Raw genomic sequence first — 16,629 nt, forward strand, 5'->3', positions numbered from 1 at the left:
GTTGAATAAACTTCATAGCAAGGTAAGATATGGAGTACTCGAAGAGTGCAACCAAAATTTTTACCGCAACTACGTTGGATTAACTTCGAAGGAAGGTAAGATGGGAGTACTCAAAGAGTGCAACCAAATTAATCATCGCATCTTCGTCAGATTAACTTCGATGTAAGATGAAATATGGAGTACCCGTAGGGTGCAACCAAAATATTCACTCATATGAAGGTGGATTTAATTTTTTAAATAAGGTCCGGTAGTTCAGTTGGTTAGAATGCCTGCCTGTCACGCAGGAGGTCGCGGGTTCGAGTCCCGTCCGGACCGCCATTCATACATAATGTAAAACATGTGGGAGACCACATGTTTTTTTGTTTAGCTTAAAAAAGTTTATTCATGTAAAAGTATAAATCTTATTCCATTACATATGCGAAGTATTCTACTAACGAATTTCATAAGCACATGTTATTATTGAAAAAAGATCTCTTCATTGGTGGTGTTCATTTGAAGGAATTCGAGTTTATTGAAAAGATTAAACCGTCTTATTATAGAAATTCATCTGTTATTAAAGGGATCGGTGATGATGCTGCTGTTGTAAGCCCGCCAAATGGATATGAGCTTGTAATTGCTTCTGATACAATGGTAGAGGATATTCATTTCTCTTTTGAATATATGCAGTTGAGTGATATTGGCTTTCGTGTATTGGCGGCGAATTTAAGTGATTTAGCAGCAATGGGAGCAAGACCACTCTACTACGCAGTAAATATAGCTGTTCCATCTACTTATTCTGATGAACAATTAACCGATTTGTATGTTGGTATGAATGAACTTGCCCAAAAGTATAAACTCGATTTAATTGGTGGAGATACAGTTTCTGCAAATGAATTGGTTATTACGATTAGTGTATTTGGAAAAGTGTTGCCGAATAGAAAACGATTAAGAAGTTACGCGCAAACAAATGATATTGTTTTTGTTACAGGTAATCTAGGAGAAGCAGCCTATGGTTACGACCTACTACAATCAAATTTTCTTTTGGAAAATTATTTTACCAATCGACATAAGCGACCTATTCCCCGGATTGATTTTGTGGAATTGACCGATTCAGTGATTCGTATGTCTTTGAATGATCTGAGTGATGGATTAGCAAGTGAACTCAATGAAATCGCTGAAGCTTCACAAGCTACAATTGTAATCCACTGGGATGACTTACCGATCCATTCTAAAATGACCAATATAGAAATTGAGCAATTAAAAAAGTATGTTTTATCAAGTGGAGAAGACTTTGAGTTGGTCGGCACGTGTTCTCCAACAGAATGGGATCTATTGAAAGAGGCTACAAACAATCAGCTACCAGTGACACCTATTGGCAAGGTTACTGCTGAAACAAGTACGCCAGAAGTATATTTAACGATAAATGAAACAAAAACAATTTTGTGTAAAAGTGGTTATTCACATGGCTAGAAGATAGGTGATTGGATGAAAGAATTTATTGCAAATAATGAAGAAGAAACAATGGATTTTGCTGAAAGGTTAGGCGAGTTATTACAACCAAATCAAGTAATCACGCTCGATGGTGATTTAGGTGCAGGGAAAACAACGTTTACAAAGGGGTTAGCAAAAGGGTTAGGAGTCAAACGAACAGTCAATAGTCCAACCTATACGATTGTAAAAGAGTATCGTGGTCGGATGCCTCTTTATCACATGGATGTGTATCGACTGGAGGATAGCGAAGAGGATATTGGTTTTGATGAATATTTTTCAGGTGAGGGTGTCACTGTGATCGAATGGTCCGATTATATTCACACTTTTCTACCTGATACGTACTTAAAGATTCAAATGAAGAAGGAAAGTGCAGATCAACGTCAAATTCTTCTTCAACCTATTGGCGAAGAATATGAGAAATTAATTGAGGAGCTTCAACAATGAACATATTAGCAATCGATACTTCGAACCGACCAATGAGTGTCGCATTATATCACAATGAGATTCCTTTGATTGAGCACACGTTAAATAGTAAACGAAATCATTCTGTGCAATTGATGCCAGCGATTGAGTATTTAATGAAGGAAGTGAACCTTCAGCCTAAAGATCTTTCGAAAATTGTCGTTGCTAATGGTCCTGGTTCGTATACAGGATTACGGATTGGTGTCACTACGGCAAAAACACTGGCTTGGTCGTTAAATATCCCATTAGTTACTGTCTCTAGTCTTGAGCTTGTAGCGGCTAATCTAATTTACTCAAATGGTCTTGTTTGCTCGTTTTTCGATGCGAGACGGGGAAACGTCTTCACTGGATTGTATCGTGCTCAAGAAGGCCAATTAGCGGTACAATTGCCTGACCAGAATATCGCGATGGACGAGTGGTTGAATCAACTAAATGAATTGGGAGAACCGATTACAATGGTCAGTCCAACAGAGCATTCATTTCATGATTTGGTTTCTGAAAAATTAGGCGATCGTGCCAAATGGATTAGAGGGCATCTGAGTTTCCCGCAAGCGGGCCAGCTTGTTCTACTGGGAAAAGATCGAGAACCCGTGGATATTCATTCAACGAGTCCGAATTATCACCGATTAGTTGAGGCTGAAGTCAAATGGATGGAGAAAAATGGACGCAATGAGTAAGGAAGCGATTGTCAGACGGATGACCATTGAAGATTTGGATCAAGTGATGGACGTAGAATATGCTTCCTTCCGTTCACCATGGAGGAAAGCAGACATTTTACATGACTTAATCAATAATCCATTTTCAGATTACCTAGTCATTGAAAAAGGAGATCGAGTCATTGGCTATTGTGGTGCATGGACAGTCGTGGAGGCGGCACAAATAACGAACATTGCTATCCATCCAGAAGAGCGAGGACAAGGATATAGCGTGAAATTATTTCAACGGATGATCAAATACTTAAAATTAAAAGAAGCAACTGAGCTGACATTGGAAGTAAGAAAATCCAATCATGTGGCTCAGCAATTATATGAGCGATTTGGTATGAAACCAGTAGGCGTACGAAAAAATTATTATCAGGATGATGGAGAAGATGCCATTGTCATGTGGGTGGAGTTATAAATGAAGCAAGAAAAAATTTTAGCAATCGAAACAAGTTGTGATGAAACAGCAGCAGCAGTCGTCGAGGGAGGTACAACATTACTTTCCAATGTCGTCGCGACGCAAATGGAGATCCACCAGAAGTTTGGTGGTGTCGTCCCCGAGTTGGCTTCCCGCCACCATATTGAACAAATTACCATAGTCATTGAAGAGGCATTAAACGAAGCGAAAGTCACGATGGAAGAGATTGATGCAATTGCGGTCACTGAAGGCCCAGGTTTAGTCGGTGCATTGTTGATCGGTGTGAATGCAGCAAAAACGTTGGCATTTGCTCATCAGAAACCATTAATTGGTGTGCATCATATTGCCGGTCATATTTATGCTAATCGGTTGGAACAAGAATTTCAATTTCCGCTGTTAAGCTTAGTTGTTTCTGGAGGACATACAGAGTTAATCTTAATGAAAGAACATGGCGATTATGAAATTATTGGAGAAACAAGGGATGATGCTGCGGGTGAAGCATACGATAAAGTCGCAAAAGCATTAGATTTGCCTTATCCAGGTGGACCGGTGATCGATCAACTGGCTCACGAAGGAGAAGAAACATACGATTTTCCACGTTCTTGGTTGGAAAAAGGGTCATTTGATTTTAGCTTCAGTGGTTTAAAAACGGCGGTTGTGAATCAAATCCATCAGTTAAAGCAAAAAAATGAACCGATTTCAAAAGCCAATATCGCAGCATCCTTCCAAGCAAGTGTTGTTGATGTGTTGGTGGAAAAGACCTATCAGGCGGCCCAACAATACGGTGTGAAGCAATTGATCGTCGCTGGTGGTGTTTCAGCGAATCGAGCGCTCCGAAAGTCGATTGAGGAAAAGTTTGAAGGTACAGACATTGCAGTATCCATTCCTCCACTATATTTATGTACGGATAATGCAGCGATGATTGGAGCAGCAGCTTCCATTCAGTATCATAAAGATGAATATGCTAAGCTAGATTTAAATGCACAACCTGGCTTAATGATTGAAAAGTAAAATATGTTATCCACAGCGACAACGAGTTGCTGTGGGTATTTTTTTATATAGACTGTTATGACGCTGTTGATAATGTGTATAAAAATGTGGATAACAATTGATTTAATTGTGGATAGTGTGCATAAGTCTGTGGATTGGGATTAAATCAATGGAGGATATGTGGATATGTTCGTGGATAAATATAATGAAAGAAAACTCGTCTAATTTATTATTAGATTTCCTATTAAAGTGCAGTTCATTAATATTGCACTCTAAATCGATGCAAAAAAACCCGAACTGACATTTAGTTCGGGTTTGACTTTAAATATAGCTGTTTTTTTATTGCATTCCATCCATCTGCAGTTGCAATTGCTCCCACTCTTCCATATGTTTTTCGAGTAGATGTTGATGGTGCTGCAGATCATCTTGAATGGATTGTAATCTGGAATAGTCACCAGCAATTTCAGGATCGCTCATCGTTTCTTCTAGTTGTTCAATTGTCGTTTCCGTCTTGCTAATTTCTTCTTCGATGGCTTCGAGTTTTCGTTGCACTTTACGATATTCACGTTTGAACTCTTTTTCTGCTTGAAAGTCATGCTTGTCTGATTGCTCACTTTCACGTTCATTTTCTGATCTTGCCAACTCTTCCAGTTCAGCTTCTTCTTCGATCTTTTCAACGTAATAATCATAGTCACCCAAAAAGACGCGTGATCCTTCTTTCGTTAATTCCATCACTTGAGTGGCAATTCGGTTAATGAAATAACGGTCGTGCGACACAAATAGGATCGTTCCTGGAAAATCAGCCAATGCTGCTTCAAGAACTTCCTTGCTGTCTAAATCTAAATGGTTTGTCGGTTCGTCCATTACCAGTACGTTTGCTTGTTGTAGCATGAGTTTTGATAAAAGCAGACGAGCTTTTTCGCCACCGCTCAGCATGCCAACCGTTTTTAATACATCATCACCACTGAATAAGAAGTTACCGAGAATGGTCCGTACATCTTTTTCATTTTTTTGTGGATAGTCATCCCATAACTCTTGAAGAACAGTTTTTTTCGGATGTAATGACGCTTGTTCCTGATCGTAATAGCCGAATTGTACATTTGTGCCAACTTGGATTGTACCGTGTACTTGTGCTAATTTCTTTAAAATCGCTTTGAGCAATGTTGATTTCCCCACACCATTGGGTCCGACAATTGCTAAACGATCCCCTCTATTAACATGGAAGTTCACCTTTTGGAAAACAGGTTCATCCATGTCTTCATATTGGGCCATCAAGTTTTCTACTTTCAATACATCATTTCCGCTTTTGCGTTGGATGGAAAAAGAAAACTTGGTCGATTTATTTTCAAGAGTCGGGCGGTCCATCAGCTCCATTTTCTCTAATTGCTTTCTTCTCGCCTTCGCACGATTACTGGTAGAATCTCTAGCAATATTTCGTTGAATGAAGTCTTCTAACTGTTTCACTTCCGCTTGTTGCTTCTCATATTGCTTTAACTCAAGTTCATAATCTTTTGCACGTTGGGTTAAATAGTAGCTATAGTTTCCATGATATTTCTTCGTTCGTTGGAAGGTCACTTCATACACGGTTGAGATGGTTCGGTCAAGGAAATATCGGTCGTGAGAAACAATTACAATTGCACCGTCATATCCCCTCAAATAGGCTTCCAACCAACTTAGCGTCCGGATATCCAAATGGTTTGTCGGCTCGTCCAGGATTAACAGCTGTGGTTTAGCCAATAATAGTTTCGCCAACGCGAGCCTCGTTTTCTGCCCACCACTTAATTCATTAACAGGTGTAGAAAAATCGAAATGGCCAAAATCTAGTCCATGCAATACAGATTCAATCTCAGCTTCATATTGAAAACCACCAGAAGACTGAAACAAGTTTTGCTTTCGGTCATAGTCTTGGAGCAGTTGTTGATATGCTTCTTCATCTTTCATTTCATCAGGATCGGCCATCTTTACTTCCATGGCTCGCAAATCTTTTTCCAAAGCGATTGTGTCTTCAAAAAGAGTGAGCATCTCATCCCAGATCGTAGCTGTGGAATTCAAACCAGAGTGCTGTTCCAAATAACCAATCGTCAAATCCTTTGGTTGATAGATTTCGCCTTCATAAGAAAGCTCTCCAGCCATTATTTTAAGCAAGGTCGATTTACCTGCGCCATTTCGTCCGACGATGGCAATCCGATCTTGGTTATGTACTTCTAATTTAATATCCGATAGAATAAGGTCAGCGCCAAAATATTTACGGACTTGATTTAATTGCATTAAGATCATAATTTCACCTCTAACTATATCTCCTCCATTTTAGCATGGTTATAAAGAATACGTTAGTGGTTGAATTGGATAAAAGGAGTCTAAGTGATGAAAGATGACCGCATCCCACGAGCAACGGTGAAGCGGCTGCCGCTTTACTATCGACATTTAAATATTCTTTCAGATCAAGGAAAAAATCGAATTTCCTCGAAAGATTTAAGTGAAATCGTCAAAGTAGATTCAGCAACCATCCGAAAGGACTTTTCTTATTTCGGTGAGTTGGGCAGAAAGGGTTACGGATATGATATCCAGAAATTAATTCAATTTTTCCGGAAAATTCTTGACCAAGACGAGGTCTCAAAAGTAGCGTTGATCGGCGTCGGCAACTTGGGGAAAGCATTATTGAACTATAATTTTATTAAAAATGATAATATGAGAATCGACTTAGCATTTGATACGAATGAGCAGAAAATCGGTCATTCGATTGGGAATGTAAGTATTTATGCGTTAGATGAACTTGAGACAAAGTTAAAAGAATCAGGGATCCAAGTGGCCATACTGACTGTACCTGGAAGTGTTTCCCAACAAGTCGCTGACCGCTTAGTAGAAAGTGGAATCGAAGGAATTTTGAACTTTACGCCAATCCGATTAAACGTACCGGATACTGTGCAGGTACATAGCATTGATTTAGCCGTTGAGTTACAAACATTGAATTATTTTTTGAAAAACAAATCGTAAAAATTTTTTTTGGAAAACGTTTTGAGGTGAGCAGCATTGAGTAAGGAAGCTAGTACCACGAATAAATGGCTCGTCATCATATCCGTTTTATTTGGAACATTTACGGTCATTCTAAATAACAGTATGCTGAATCCGGTTCTTCCGGACTTTATGTATATATTCGATTCAGATGCCGTCGGAGTCAGTTGGATCTTAACGATTTTCATGCTGTCCATGGGCATGACGATGCCATTGACCGGATACTTAGGTGACCGATTCGGAAAGAAAAAAGTGTATATTGCCGGTTTACTTTTGTTTATGACAGGGTCGACACTCGGTGCACTCTCACAGACGTTGAGCATGGTCATTATTGCCCGTGCTGTACAGGGGATTGCCGGAGGATTAATGATGCCGAACGCCATGGCATTAATCTTCCAAGCATTTCCGAGAAATGAACGTGGCTTCGCAGTCGGGGTATATGGCATTTCCGTCATGATCGCACCAGCCATTGGCCCGACGATCGGTGGAATCATTGCAGAAAACTTCTCTTGGTATTTTCTATTTTTATTTAATATTCCTTTTGGTCTATTGAGTTTGACGTTGTCTTCTAAATATCTGAAACCAACACCTTCTGATCCGTCGTTGAAATTTGACTGGATTGGATTTTCGATGGTTACTGCAGGCGTTGGTTCGATCCTTTATGTTCTTGGACAAGGCCGTGAATTTGAATCAGCACTCACGTGGACCAATTTGTTATTAGTGATTATTGGTTTCATTCTAATTGTTTTATTTGTTCGCTTTGAGTTAAGACAAAAACAACCTTTACTTGATTTAACCGTGTTTCGAATTAAAACGTACCGATACTCAATAATGGTTACATCTGCTGCATCCATCGGTCTGTTTTCAGGTCTATTCTTGATCCCTTATTTGATTCAAGAAGCATTAGGATTAGGACTAATTGAAACAGGATTAGTCTTTTTACCAAGCGCGCTAGCGAGCGGTGTATTCATGACGTTAGGTGGAAAATTACTTGACTTGAAAGGCCCGAAATTTGTCGTGCCACCAGGGTTGGTTTTACTCGCCGGTGCATCTTTAATATTCGGTTTTTATGTTGATCTGTCGACGCCTTATTGGTTGATTGTTGTATTCTTTGCGATCCATGGATTTGGTTTAGGGTTCGGAAACATGCCGGCTACAACGGCAGGCATGAATGCCATACCAGAGAGACTTGTCGCCCAAGGCTCAGCGATGAACAACCTCATTCGTCAAATTGCTTCATCTATGGGCATTGTATTATTCTCCGTTTATTATGAGACACGCCGAGGGAGCATTATGCTCGCAAATGACATCTCTGCTGAAGCGGCAACAATGCAAGCACTCAATGAAGCATTCATTATCGCAGCGATCTTTGTAGCAAGCGCCATCCCTGCAGCTTTAAAAATGAAGCAGGAATATAATGAAGAATAAGGAACCTTCTCCGAGTTGGAGAAGGTTTTTTTGAATTTTTGGGGTGCGGGGGTGCATATATTTTGTCTTTGGGCTCATATTTTCGTGGAGTGGTAGCATATATTCTTGCTCTGGTCTCATATCTTATGAAACAGGGAGCATAAGTAGAGGTAGGGGGCACATATATTTTGGAGTTGGGTACATATACTTGAGATCCGATCATTTAGGGTCCACCTCGTAACTGATAAAAGCGAAAATAAGGAACCTTCTCCGAAATGGAGAAGGTTTTTTTGATTGTTGGTGGGGCAGGGCGCATATATTTTGTCTTTGGGCTCATATTTTCCTGAAGTGGTTGCATATATTCTTAGTCTGGTCACATATCTTATGCAGCAGGGAGCATAAGACAAGGTAGGGGCACATATTTTTCTGAGTTGGGTACATATACTTGAGATCTGATCATTTAGAGTCTACCTCGTACCTGTTAAATGCGAAAATTCAGCTGAAAATTTGCTAACCACTAAAAAAGTCCCTCACCATCCAAGCAAGTCGTATTTCATACCCAAATAAAAAACCGAGATGCTAGATGCCATCTCGGTTTTCCTTATTTCTTCTCTTGTTGCTCTTGTAATCGTTTATGGAGCCCGAACATTTTGATTGCTGCACCGAAATCGAACGCTGCAATCAATGTGAAAATGATTGTCGCAATGTTCCAGACAGTATCTTCAACACTCATGTAAGCGATGTACATGAATCCTAACCCCATCAACAAGTAAATAATCGCAAAAAATCGCGGTGATGCACGCATAAGTTATCCCCCAATTAAGATTGTTGCCGTATTTTCTAATTCCTGTAGCCGTCTTTCCAAATCTTCAATGTCGACGAATAGGTTGATCAATACGGCCGTTGCATTCATGGCTCCGTGGGCAATCATCGGTACAATGATCCTTTTTGTTTTTACATATAAATAAGAAAAAGCAAAGCCCATAGCCACATACGTTAATGTGAACGTGAAATCAAGATGTAGAGCGCTAAATATTAAAGAAGAGAGTAGCGCTGCAAAAAAGAAATTCATTCGTTTATAGAGTTGTCCAAAGAAAATTTTTCGGAAAATCAATTCTTCGAAAAATGGTGCGAATACAATTGGTACAATAATAAACCAGTAATTCGCCTCAATAATACTGATGATATCCATCGTATTTTCAGAAGCTTGGTCAATGCCGATAAACTGGAAGTTAATGATATTGGCTAAATATTGTGCGCCAAATGCGATGAACACACCGCCAATCGACCAGCCGATTAACTTACCAATTCCTTCACGATCACGCATATTGCTTGGTTTCATATCTTCTTGAACCAAGTATAGCATGACGAGCGCTGCGATCGTATAACTGAATAAATGCCAATATACAAAATGATCGACGGATTCCATATTCGGAAAGACACTTTCGAAGAGATCCATACCGAAGAATGGTGACATTTGTACCAATATATAAGTGAAGATGATGAGCCAATATCTTTGAGGCAATTCGACCGTCTCCTTTTGTTGATCATTCATGAGATGATACACTAGTTTTGTTGGCTATTTTTAAGATATTTTTTAGAAATCAAAAAAGAACCTAACGTTTATTTTATACTAAATCAAAAGCCGAAACAAAAATATTGTTTTTTACTTGCAAAAAAATAAAAGATTGAGTATTATAATATTGGATTTAGCACTCAGCTAATACGAGTGCTAACAAAACGATTATTTAATTTATATGAGGAGGTTTTTGTCGTGTTGAAACCACTAGGAGATCGCGTCATTATCGAGGTTGTTGAGCAAGAAGAAACAACTACAAGTGGAATTGTTTTGCCTGATTCCGCAAAAGAAAAACCACAAGAAGGAAAAGTCGTGGCAGTCGGCTCTGGTCGAGTGACTGAGCATGGTGAGAAGGTTGCGCCAGAAGTAAAAGAAGGCGACCGCGTCATTTATTCAAAATTTGCAGGAACAGAAGTGAAGCAAGACGGCAAAGAATACTTAGTCCTACGAGAAAACGACATCTTGGCTGTTGTTCAGTAATAAAAATTAACGGAATGAATCAAGGAGGTATTTATACTTATGGCTAAAGAAATGAAGTTTGGTGAAGACGCTCGTCGTCAAATGCTTAATGGTGTTAATACATTGGCAGATGCCGTAAAAGTAACTTTGGGACCAAAAGGACGTAACGTCGTTCTTGAGAAAAAATTCGGTTCTCCATTGATTACGAATGACGGTGTAACGATCGCAAAAGAAATCGAATTGGAAAACCACTTTGAAAACATGGGTGCGCAGCTAGTATCTGAAGTTGCTTCCAAAACAAACGATGTTGCCGGTGACGGTACAACGACAGCAACGGTTTTGGCACAAGCAATGATCAGCGAAGGATTGAAAAACGTTACATCTGGTGCAAACCCAGTAGGTATCCGTCGTGGAATCGAAAAAGCTGTTGAACTAGCAACAAACGAACTTCGCGAGATTTCTGAAACAATCGAAGGAAAAGACTCGATTGCACAAGTTGCTTCCATCTCTTCTGCAGATGAAGAAGTTGGTCAGTTGATCGCTGAAGCAATGGACCGTGTGGGTAACGATGGTGTTATCACGATCGAAGAATCCAAAGGTTTTGCAACAGAGCTAGAAGTCGTTGAAGGTATGCAGTTCGACCGCGGCTATGCTTCTCCATACATGGTTTCTGACCAAGATAAAATGGAAGCAGAGCTTGAAGATCCATACATCCTAATTACTGATAAGAAAATTTCCAATATCCAAGAAGTTCTTCCTGTATTAGAGCAAGTTGTACAGCAAAGCAAGCCAATCTTGATTATTGCTGAAGATGTTGAAGGTGAAGCGCTAGCAACGCTTGTCGTCAACAAACTACGTGGAACATTCAACGCAGTAGCCGTTAAAGCTCCTGGTTTCGGTGACCGTCGTAAAGCAATGCTAGAAGATATCGCGACACTAACTGGAGCAGAAGTGATTACAGAAGACTTAGGTCTAGACTTAAAATCAGCTACGATTGATCAATTAGGCCGTGCTTCAAAAGTTGTTGTTACAAAAGAAAATACAACAATCGTTGAAGGTGCTGGCGAAGCGGACGAACTATCCGCTCGCGTCAACCAGCTACGTGCTCAATTAGAAGAAACAACTTCTGATTTCGATAAAGAAAAACTACAGGAACGCTTAGCTAAACTAGCTGGCGGAGTAGCAGTCATCAAAGTTGGTGCTGCAACAGAAACTGAATTGAAAGAGAAGAAACTACGCATCGAAGACGCATTGAACTCAACACGTGCAGCTGTTGAAGAAGGAATCGTTTCCGGTGGTGGAACAGCTCTTGTTAATATCTACCGCAAAGTAAGCGAATTGACACTAGAAGGCGACGAAGAAACAGGTAAAAACATTGTTCTTCGCGCACTAGAAGAACCAGTACGTCAAATTGCTGAAAACTCCGGACTAGAAGGTTCAATTATCGTTGAACGTCTAAAAGGTGAAGACCTAGGCGTTGGATTCAACGCTGCGACAGGCGAATGGGTGAACATGGTAGAAGCAGGTATTGTAGACCCAACTAAAGTAACTCGCTCAGCGTTACAGCACGCTGCATCCGTAGCAGCTATGTTCCTAACAACAGAAGCAGTAGTTGCCGACCTACCAGAAGAAAACGGCGGTGGCGCCCCAGACATGGGCGGCATGGGCGGCGGAATGCCAGGAATGATGTAATAGCTGCCTGAAACCGTTGATTCAAAAGGGTTTTAACTGAAAAAAATGTAATGCTAATATTTTATATGAGGCTAATCACTTGTTCCTATAGTGATTAGCCTCTTTTTTATATTATTAATGATACAAGCTACTTTTTAGTAAATAATTTCTATTACCTTAAAGAAATAAAAAGAGTATAGATTATTTTCATGACATAAAAAAGTGCGATCCAATCTACCATTATTCAACTCAGTCTAATCGTTTCTTTAATTATTTACTTTGCAAGATAGGGTTTAAAGATCGCAGTTTAAGGTAATAAATAGGGTAGTCACTTTTTAAAAAGGCTCTGTTAAGGTCCGTTGTTGATATTGTGATCCGCTACCGGAGGACGCTTTTGCCCTAACGGAAGGAGAGATTAATGAAACATTAAACAAACTATTAATTTAAAGAAGCCTGATAGGTCTTTTGGCATGCCCGCTCTCGAACTACTTAGAACATCATGAAATAAATAACATAATTAGAAAATTTTAATTCGAAAAGAGAGTATGTTAGGGTGTATTAAAAATAAAAATACTAAAATATTAGATTGAAATGAGGTGTTTGGTCGTGGTAGATGACAAGAATAAAAATGGTAATGGTGACGCTAATCAAGAAGAAGATAGCAGCCGACGTAAGTTTCTAAAAGACGCTGGTATTTTTACAGGTGGTGTAGTTGGTGCTGGCTTCCTTGGAGGCGTTATTGGTAATAAATGGTGGGATGACTCTGATTCTGCTACAGAATCAAAAACAACTCCCGATTTTAGTGAAGCTAGAATCTTTTTTAATCGTCGAGAAGATTTCAACGTTTTAAGTTGGGCGACTGAGCGAATCTTTCCAGAGGATGATCATGGACCGGGTGCAATTTTATTAGGTGTTCCATATTTCATTGATAGACAATTAGCTGGCCCTTGGGGTAAAAATGCCGATGATTATATGATGGGACCATTTAAAGAAGGGGAAAGCACGCAAGGTTTTCAATCACCTTTGAATCGGGGAGAGATTTTTACCCAAGGGATTCGTGAAATCAATAAGGTGAGCAATAAAAAGTTCAAAAGCTCTTTCCCAGAGTTGGAAGAGGAACAGCAAAATGAAGTTCTAATGATGTTTGAGAATGATGAAGTTGAATTAAAAAATGTAAGTTCGGCTAGATTTTTCAGTTTACTTAGACAAGCAACACTTGAAGGGGCTTATTCTGATCCCTTGTATGGTGGAAATAGAAATATGGATGGATGGCGCATGAAAGAATTTCCTGGCGCCCAAAGTGCCTATATAAATGAAATTGAAGAAGAAGATTTTATTAAGATGGATCCAGTTAGCCTGAGTGATTATAATCAATAGTGCGAAAAGGAGATATTACGATGGCAAAAAAACTAGATAAGGTTGAGGTTGTTACAGTAGGAGTTGGTTGGACAGGCGGGATTATTGCTGCTGAACTTGCTAAAGCAGGATATCAAGTATTAGGCTTGGAAAGGGGCGTGGAGACGTCACTAGATGATTATAATCAGATAAAAGATGAATTAAAATACAATCCCAGAAATGAAATGATGGATGACCTGTCTGATGCGACGCTTACCTTCCGTAATAATTTAGATACAGAAGCTTTACCAATTCGTGATAATGGTAATCTAAGAATTGGAAAAGATACAGGTGGCGGAGGCAGTCACTGGGCTGCACAATACCACCGTTATTTCCCATATGATTATGAAATTTACAGTAAGACTGTTGAGAGATACGGGAAAGATAAAATACCTGAAGGAATGACCATTCAGGATTGGGGTATTACTTATGATGAAATAGAACCTTACTACGATAAATTTGAAAAAATGGCGGGAATTTCTGGTGAAGAAGACCCTTTCGGACCACAACGTTCGAATCCATATCCAACTCCCCCAATGAAAGACGTTCCTATTACAAAGATGTTTAAGAAAGCTGCCAAAAATTTAGGTTATCATCCACTTACCTTGGCCTCAGCTACTCTATCAGAATCGTATGAGAATCCTGATGGTCAAAGAATTAATGCTTGTCAGTACTGTGCTTTTTGTTATAGTCATGGATGTCAATTTGGTGCTAAATCAGATCCTATTATTACGGTGATCCCGACTGCACAAGAAACGAATAATTTTGAGCTTCGTACAAACGCCAATGTAACGCGTATATTATATGAAGATGGTAAAGCTAAAGGAGTTTTATATACGGATACGCGTACAGGAGAAGAATTTGAACAACCAGCTGATGTTGTCGTAATGACAAGCTATACATTTAATAATGTTCGTTTATTATTACTATCAGAAATTGGGAAACCTTATAATCCGAAAACGGGTGAAGGAGTCATTGGTAAAAACTTTTGCGATCACCACGTAGCTGATGGTGCGAGTTCAGTTCGTGGATTCTTTAATGATAAAAAGTTTAATTTATATGCGGGAGCTGGAGGATTAGGTGCTATTTTTTACGATCTAGCTGCCGATAACTTTGATCATTCGGATGTTGACTTTATCCATGGTGGTGTCGCTAGAATAACCCAAGGCGGAAGTGGTGCAATTACACATAACCCTGTGCCAAAAGGAACGCCTAGTTGGGGTAGAGAATTCAAAGAGAAGTCTTTATTTTATGCGAATCGTACATTAAACGTTAACTTTATGTTCGCTGTTATGCCTTGGAAAGATCACTATATGGATCTCGATCCTAATTATACTGATCGTTCGGGTGATCCATTATTACGCGTCACGTTCGATTTTAAGGATCAAGATCATAACTTGCTTAAATTTGGAAGAGATGTGTGTGAAGATGTAATGAAAGAAATGGGAGCAGACATCATCGAACCAAGTGAAGATATTGAACATATTAGCGGGAGTTTTATATTTCAACATAGTAGTGGAGGCGCTATTATGGGGAACTCACCTGAAACCTCTGCAGTAAACAATTACTCACAAATGTGGGATGTAGATAATTTATTTGTTGTAGGTGCTTCTGCATTTCCACACTTTAGTTCCGCAAATCCAACGGGAACAGTAGGAGCTATGGCTTATCGTGCTGCTGAAGGTATTGAAGAGTTTTTAGCGAATGGTGGAGGTCAATTAGTCGAACCAACAGAAGCGAAAGCAAACATCTAATAACGGAATTTATTCCCATAGATAGAAGTAACCTGATAATGAATAGGAACCATTATCAGGTTACTTACTTATTTTGAGTGTGAGCATCAATCAAATTTTCGGATCAACTGATAATTAATTTTTAAATATACAATGATATCTTGGCTAATAAAGGAGAACATGATATGGGAAGAGTGAAGATACTATTCTTTTTTTTCCTACTTTTTTTAGTGGCTTGTGGAAATGAAGCGAAAATAGAAACCAATATGTCAGAACCGATGACAGACTTTCAATTTACTACACAGGATAACGGCACGTTAAGCTTTGATGAATTAAAAGATGATTGGTGGATAGCGAATTTTATGTATACAAATTGTGAAGCTGTATGTCCAATTACAACGGAACGAATGGCAGATATTCAAAGTAAATTGGATAAGGAAGGCTTACACCCACACCTTGTTTCTTTTAGTGTTGATCCAGAAAATGATACACCTAAAGTTCTAAAAGAATATGCTAGCCAATATGGTGCGAATTTTGACTCATGGAGTTTTTTAACAGGGTATGATTTTGAGACGATTCAAGATTTATCTCAGGAAACTTTTAAAGCTAACTTAGCAAAAGGGGCAGTTGGACTAAAATCCCATGGAGTTAATTTTTATTTAATCAATCCTAAGGGAGTTATCGTCAAAAAATATAATGGAATGAACGAAAGCGAATTAGAACTACTTGTTAAGGATGTAAAAAGAGTTAAGTAGTATCTGGAATTGCCTTTTGTTGAGTAAATAGGTAAATGATTTTGGCATGCCATGTTTTGGCGGATGAAAATATGTCGAACAACAAGAGGTTTATATATCTTGTTTGAGTTAAACTTCCTATATTCAGCGGTAATGGGTTCAACGAATGATACTTTGGTATTTAAATCAATTTTAATCTTATTGGTGCAATATATTTGTAATTATATATATTACTAGCAGCTATGCATAGAGTATACAAAGTAATTCCTTCAATTAATACGATGGCGGTAATTTCCAGCACCATAGCAGAAGACCTTCTGAATTCTACGTACAAATAAAGTGAACTATAACAGTGAGTGATCTAGTGTTTAATAATCTTAAGTAATATTTAATAATTTAAAGTAAGATATACAAAGAAAAGACATTAATTTGAATTTGAATTGAATCGTTAGTTTAGCTTTACACACGGCTTAAATTTTTGAGATGAAAATTTAGAATATTATTTTCTATTTGTATATAAAACTCCCTCAATAGATTAATTATTTCTTAGTTTTTCGCCGTTTTACTTTGATTTTCTAATTGACTTAGTTAGAAGCGC

The 16,629-nt window shown here is 38.8% G+C and carries 15 protein-coding genes and 1 tRNA gene; 13 read left to right on the forward strand and 3 right to left on the reverse strand.

Translation table 11 applies throughout. The features are described 5' to 3' along the window. Positions 1–241: 241 nt before the first annotated feature. The 6 genes from FPQ10_RS12095 to tsaD all read left to right on the forward strand — a co-directional run bounded on the left by FPQ10_RS12095 (position 242) and on the right by tsaD (position 4,062). Positions 242–318, forward strand: a tRNA-Asp gene (locus tag FPQ10_RS12095). Between the two features lie 174 nt (positions 319–492). After that, the gene (gene thiL, locus FPQ10_RS12100; RefSeq protein WP_246569287.1) at positions 493–1,449 is read left to right on the forward strand and encodes a thiamine-phosphate kinase; all 957 of its coding nucleotides are present in this window, start codon (positions 493–495) and stop codon (positions 1,447–1,449) included. A 15-nt stretch (positions 1,450–1,464) separates the two neighbouring features. Continuing rightward, positions 1,465–1,914 carry a tRNA (adenosine(37)-N6)-threonylcarbamoyltransferase complex ATPase subunit type 1 TsaE gene (gene tsaE, locus FPQ10_RS12105; RefSeq protein ID WP_144163754.1) on the forward strand — a complete coding sequence of 150 codons (450 nt, stop codon included), beginning with the start codon at positions 1,465–1,467 and terminating at the stop codon, positions 1,912–1,914. After that, positions 1,911–2,609: a tRNA (adenosine(37)-N6)-threonylcarbamoyltransferase complex dimerization subunit type 1 TsaB gene (tsaB, locus tag FPQ10_RS12110; protein ID WP_144163755.1), complete on the forward strand. Its 699-nt coding sequence runs from the start codon at positions 1,911–1,913 to the stop codon at positions 2,607–2,609. Before tsaE ends, tsaB begins: the two co-directional genes overlap by 4 nt. Continuing rightward, complete coding sequence (gene rimI / locus FPQ10_RS12115; RefSeq protein WP_144163766.1) at positions 2,602–3,051, forward strand: ribosomal protein S18-alanine N-acetyltransferase; 450 nt, start codon at positions 2,602–2,604, stop codon at positions 3,049–3,051. Before tsaB ends, rimI begins: the two co-directional genes overlap by 8 nt. Next, positions 3,052–4,062: a tRNA (adenosine(37)-N6)-threonylcarbamoyltransferase complex transferase subunit TsaD gene (gene tsaD, locus FPQ10_RS12120; RefSeq protein ID WP_144163756.1), complete on the forward strand. Its 1,011-nt coding sequence runs from the start codon at positions 3,052–3,054 to the stop codon at positions 4,060–4,062. Between the two features lie 318 nt (positions 4,063–4,380). Here tsaD and FPQ10_RS12125 read toward each other — a convergent pair whose 3' ends face one another. After that, the gene (locus tag FPQ10_RS12125; RefSeq protein ID WP_144163757.1) at positions 4,381–6,318 is read right to left on the reverse strand and encodes an ABC-F family ATP-binding cassette domain-containing protein; all 1,938 of its coding nucleotides are present in this window, start codon (positions 6,316–6,318) and stop codon (positions 4,381–4,383) included. A gap of 87 nt (positions 6,319–6,405) precedes the next feature. Between FPQ10_RS12125 and FPQ10_RS12130 the strand changes: the two genes are divergently transcribed. Together FPQ10_RS12130 and FPQ10_RS12135 are read left to right on the forward strand one after the other, a co-directional pair. Continuing rightward, entirely contained in the window at positions 6,406–7,035 is a 630-nt protein-coding gene (locus FPQ10_RS12130) for a redox-sensing transcriptional repressor Rex (protein WP_144163758.1), read from the forward strand. Positions 7,036–7,071: 36 nt separating this feature from the next. After that, positions 7,072–8,481, forward strand: coding sequence for an MDR family MFS transporter (locus FPQ10_RS12135; RefSeq protein ID WP_144163759.1), 1,410 nt, complete (start codon positions 7,072–7,074; stop codon positions 8,479–8,481). Positions 8,482–9,061: 580 nt separating this feature from the next. On the opposite strand, the gene FPQ10_RS12140 is transcribed toward FPQ10_RS12135, so the two are convergent. Together FPQ10_RS12140 and FPQ10_RS12145 are read right to left on the reverse strand one after the other, a co-directional pair. Next, on the reverse strand, positions 9,062–9,265 hold the full coding sequence (locus FPQ10_RS12140; protein ID WP_144163760.1) for a YdiK family protein: 204 nt from the start codon (positions 9,263–9,265) through the stop codon (positions 9,062–9,064). 3 nt (positions 9,266–9,268) lie between these two features. Further along, entirely contained in the window at positions 9,269–9,985 is a 717-nt protein-coding gene (locus tag FPQ10_RS12145; RefSeq protein WP_144163761.1) for a CPBP family intramembrane glutamic endopeptidase, read from the reverse strand. A 249-nt stretch (positions 9,986–10,234) separates the two neighbouring features. Between FPQ10_RS12145 and groES the strand changes: the two genes are divergently transcribed. From groES to FPQ10_RS12170, 5 genes are all read left to right on the forward strand, one after another. Then, positions 10,235–10,519, forward strand: coding sequence for a co-chaperone GroES (gene groES / locus FPQ10_RS12150; RefSeq protein WP_144088986.1), 285 nt, complete (start codon positions 10,235–10,237; stop codon positions 10,517–10,519). A gap of 39 nt (positions 10,520–10,558) precedes the next feature. After that, positions 10,559–12,190 carry a chaperonin GroEL gene (gene groL / locus FPQ10_RS12155; protein ID WP_144163762.1) on the forward strand — a complete coding sequence of 544 codons (1,632 nt, stop codon included), beginning with the start codon at positions 10,559–10,561 and terminating at the stop codon, positions 12,188–12,190. Between the two features lie 585 nt (positions 12,191–12,775). Beyond that, positions 12,776–13,546, forward strand: a complete 771-nt coding sequence (locus FPQ10_RS12160; protein ID WP_255439962.1) for a gluconate 2-dehydrogenase subunit 3 family protein — start codon at positions 12,776–12,778, stop codon at positions 13,544–13,546. 20 nt (positions 13,547–13,566) lie between these two features. Beyond that, positions 13,567–15,318, forward strand: coding sequence for a GMC family oxidoreductase (locus FPQ10_RS12165; protein WP_144163764.1), 1,752 nt, complete (start codon positions 13,567–13,569; stop codon positions 15,316–15,318). A 164-nt stretch (positions 15,319–15,482) separates the two neighbouring features. Continuing rightward, positions 15,483–16,052 (forward strand): SCO family protein, encoded by a 570-nt coding sequence (locus FPQ10_RS12170; protein WP_144163765.1) that lies wholly within the window; start codon positions 15,483–15,485, stop codon positions 16,050–16,052. Positions 16,053–16,629 lie beyond the last annotated feature (577 nt).

Source organism: Allobacillus sp. SKP2-8, assembly GCF_007559355.1.
Lineage (GTDB): Bacteria > Bacillota > Bacilli > Bacillales > Alkalibacillaceae > Allobacillus > Allobacillus halotolerans.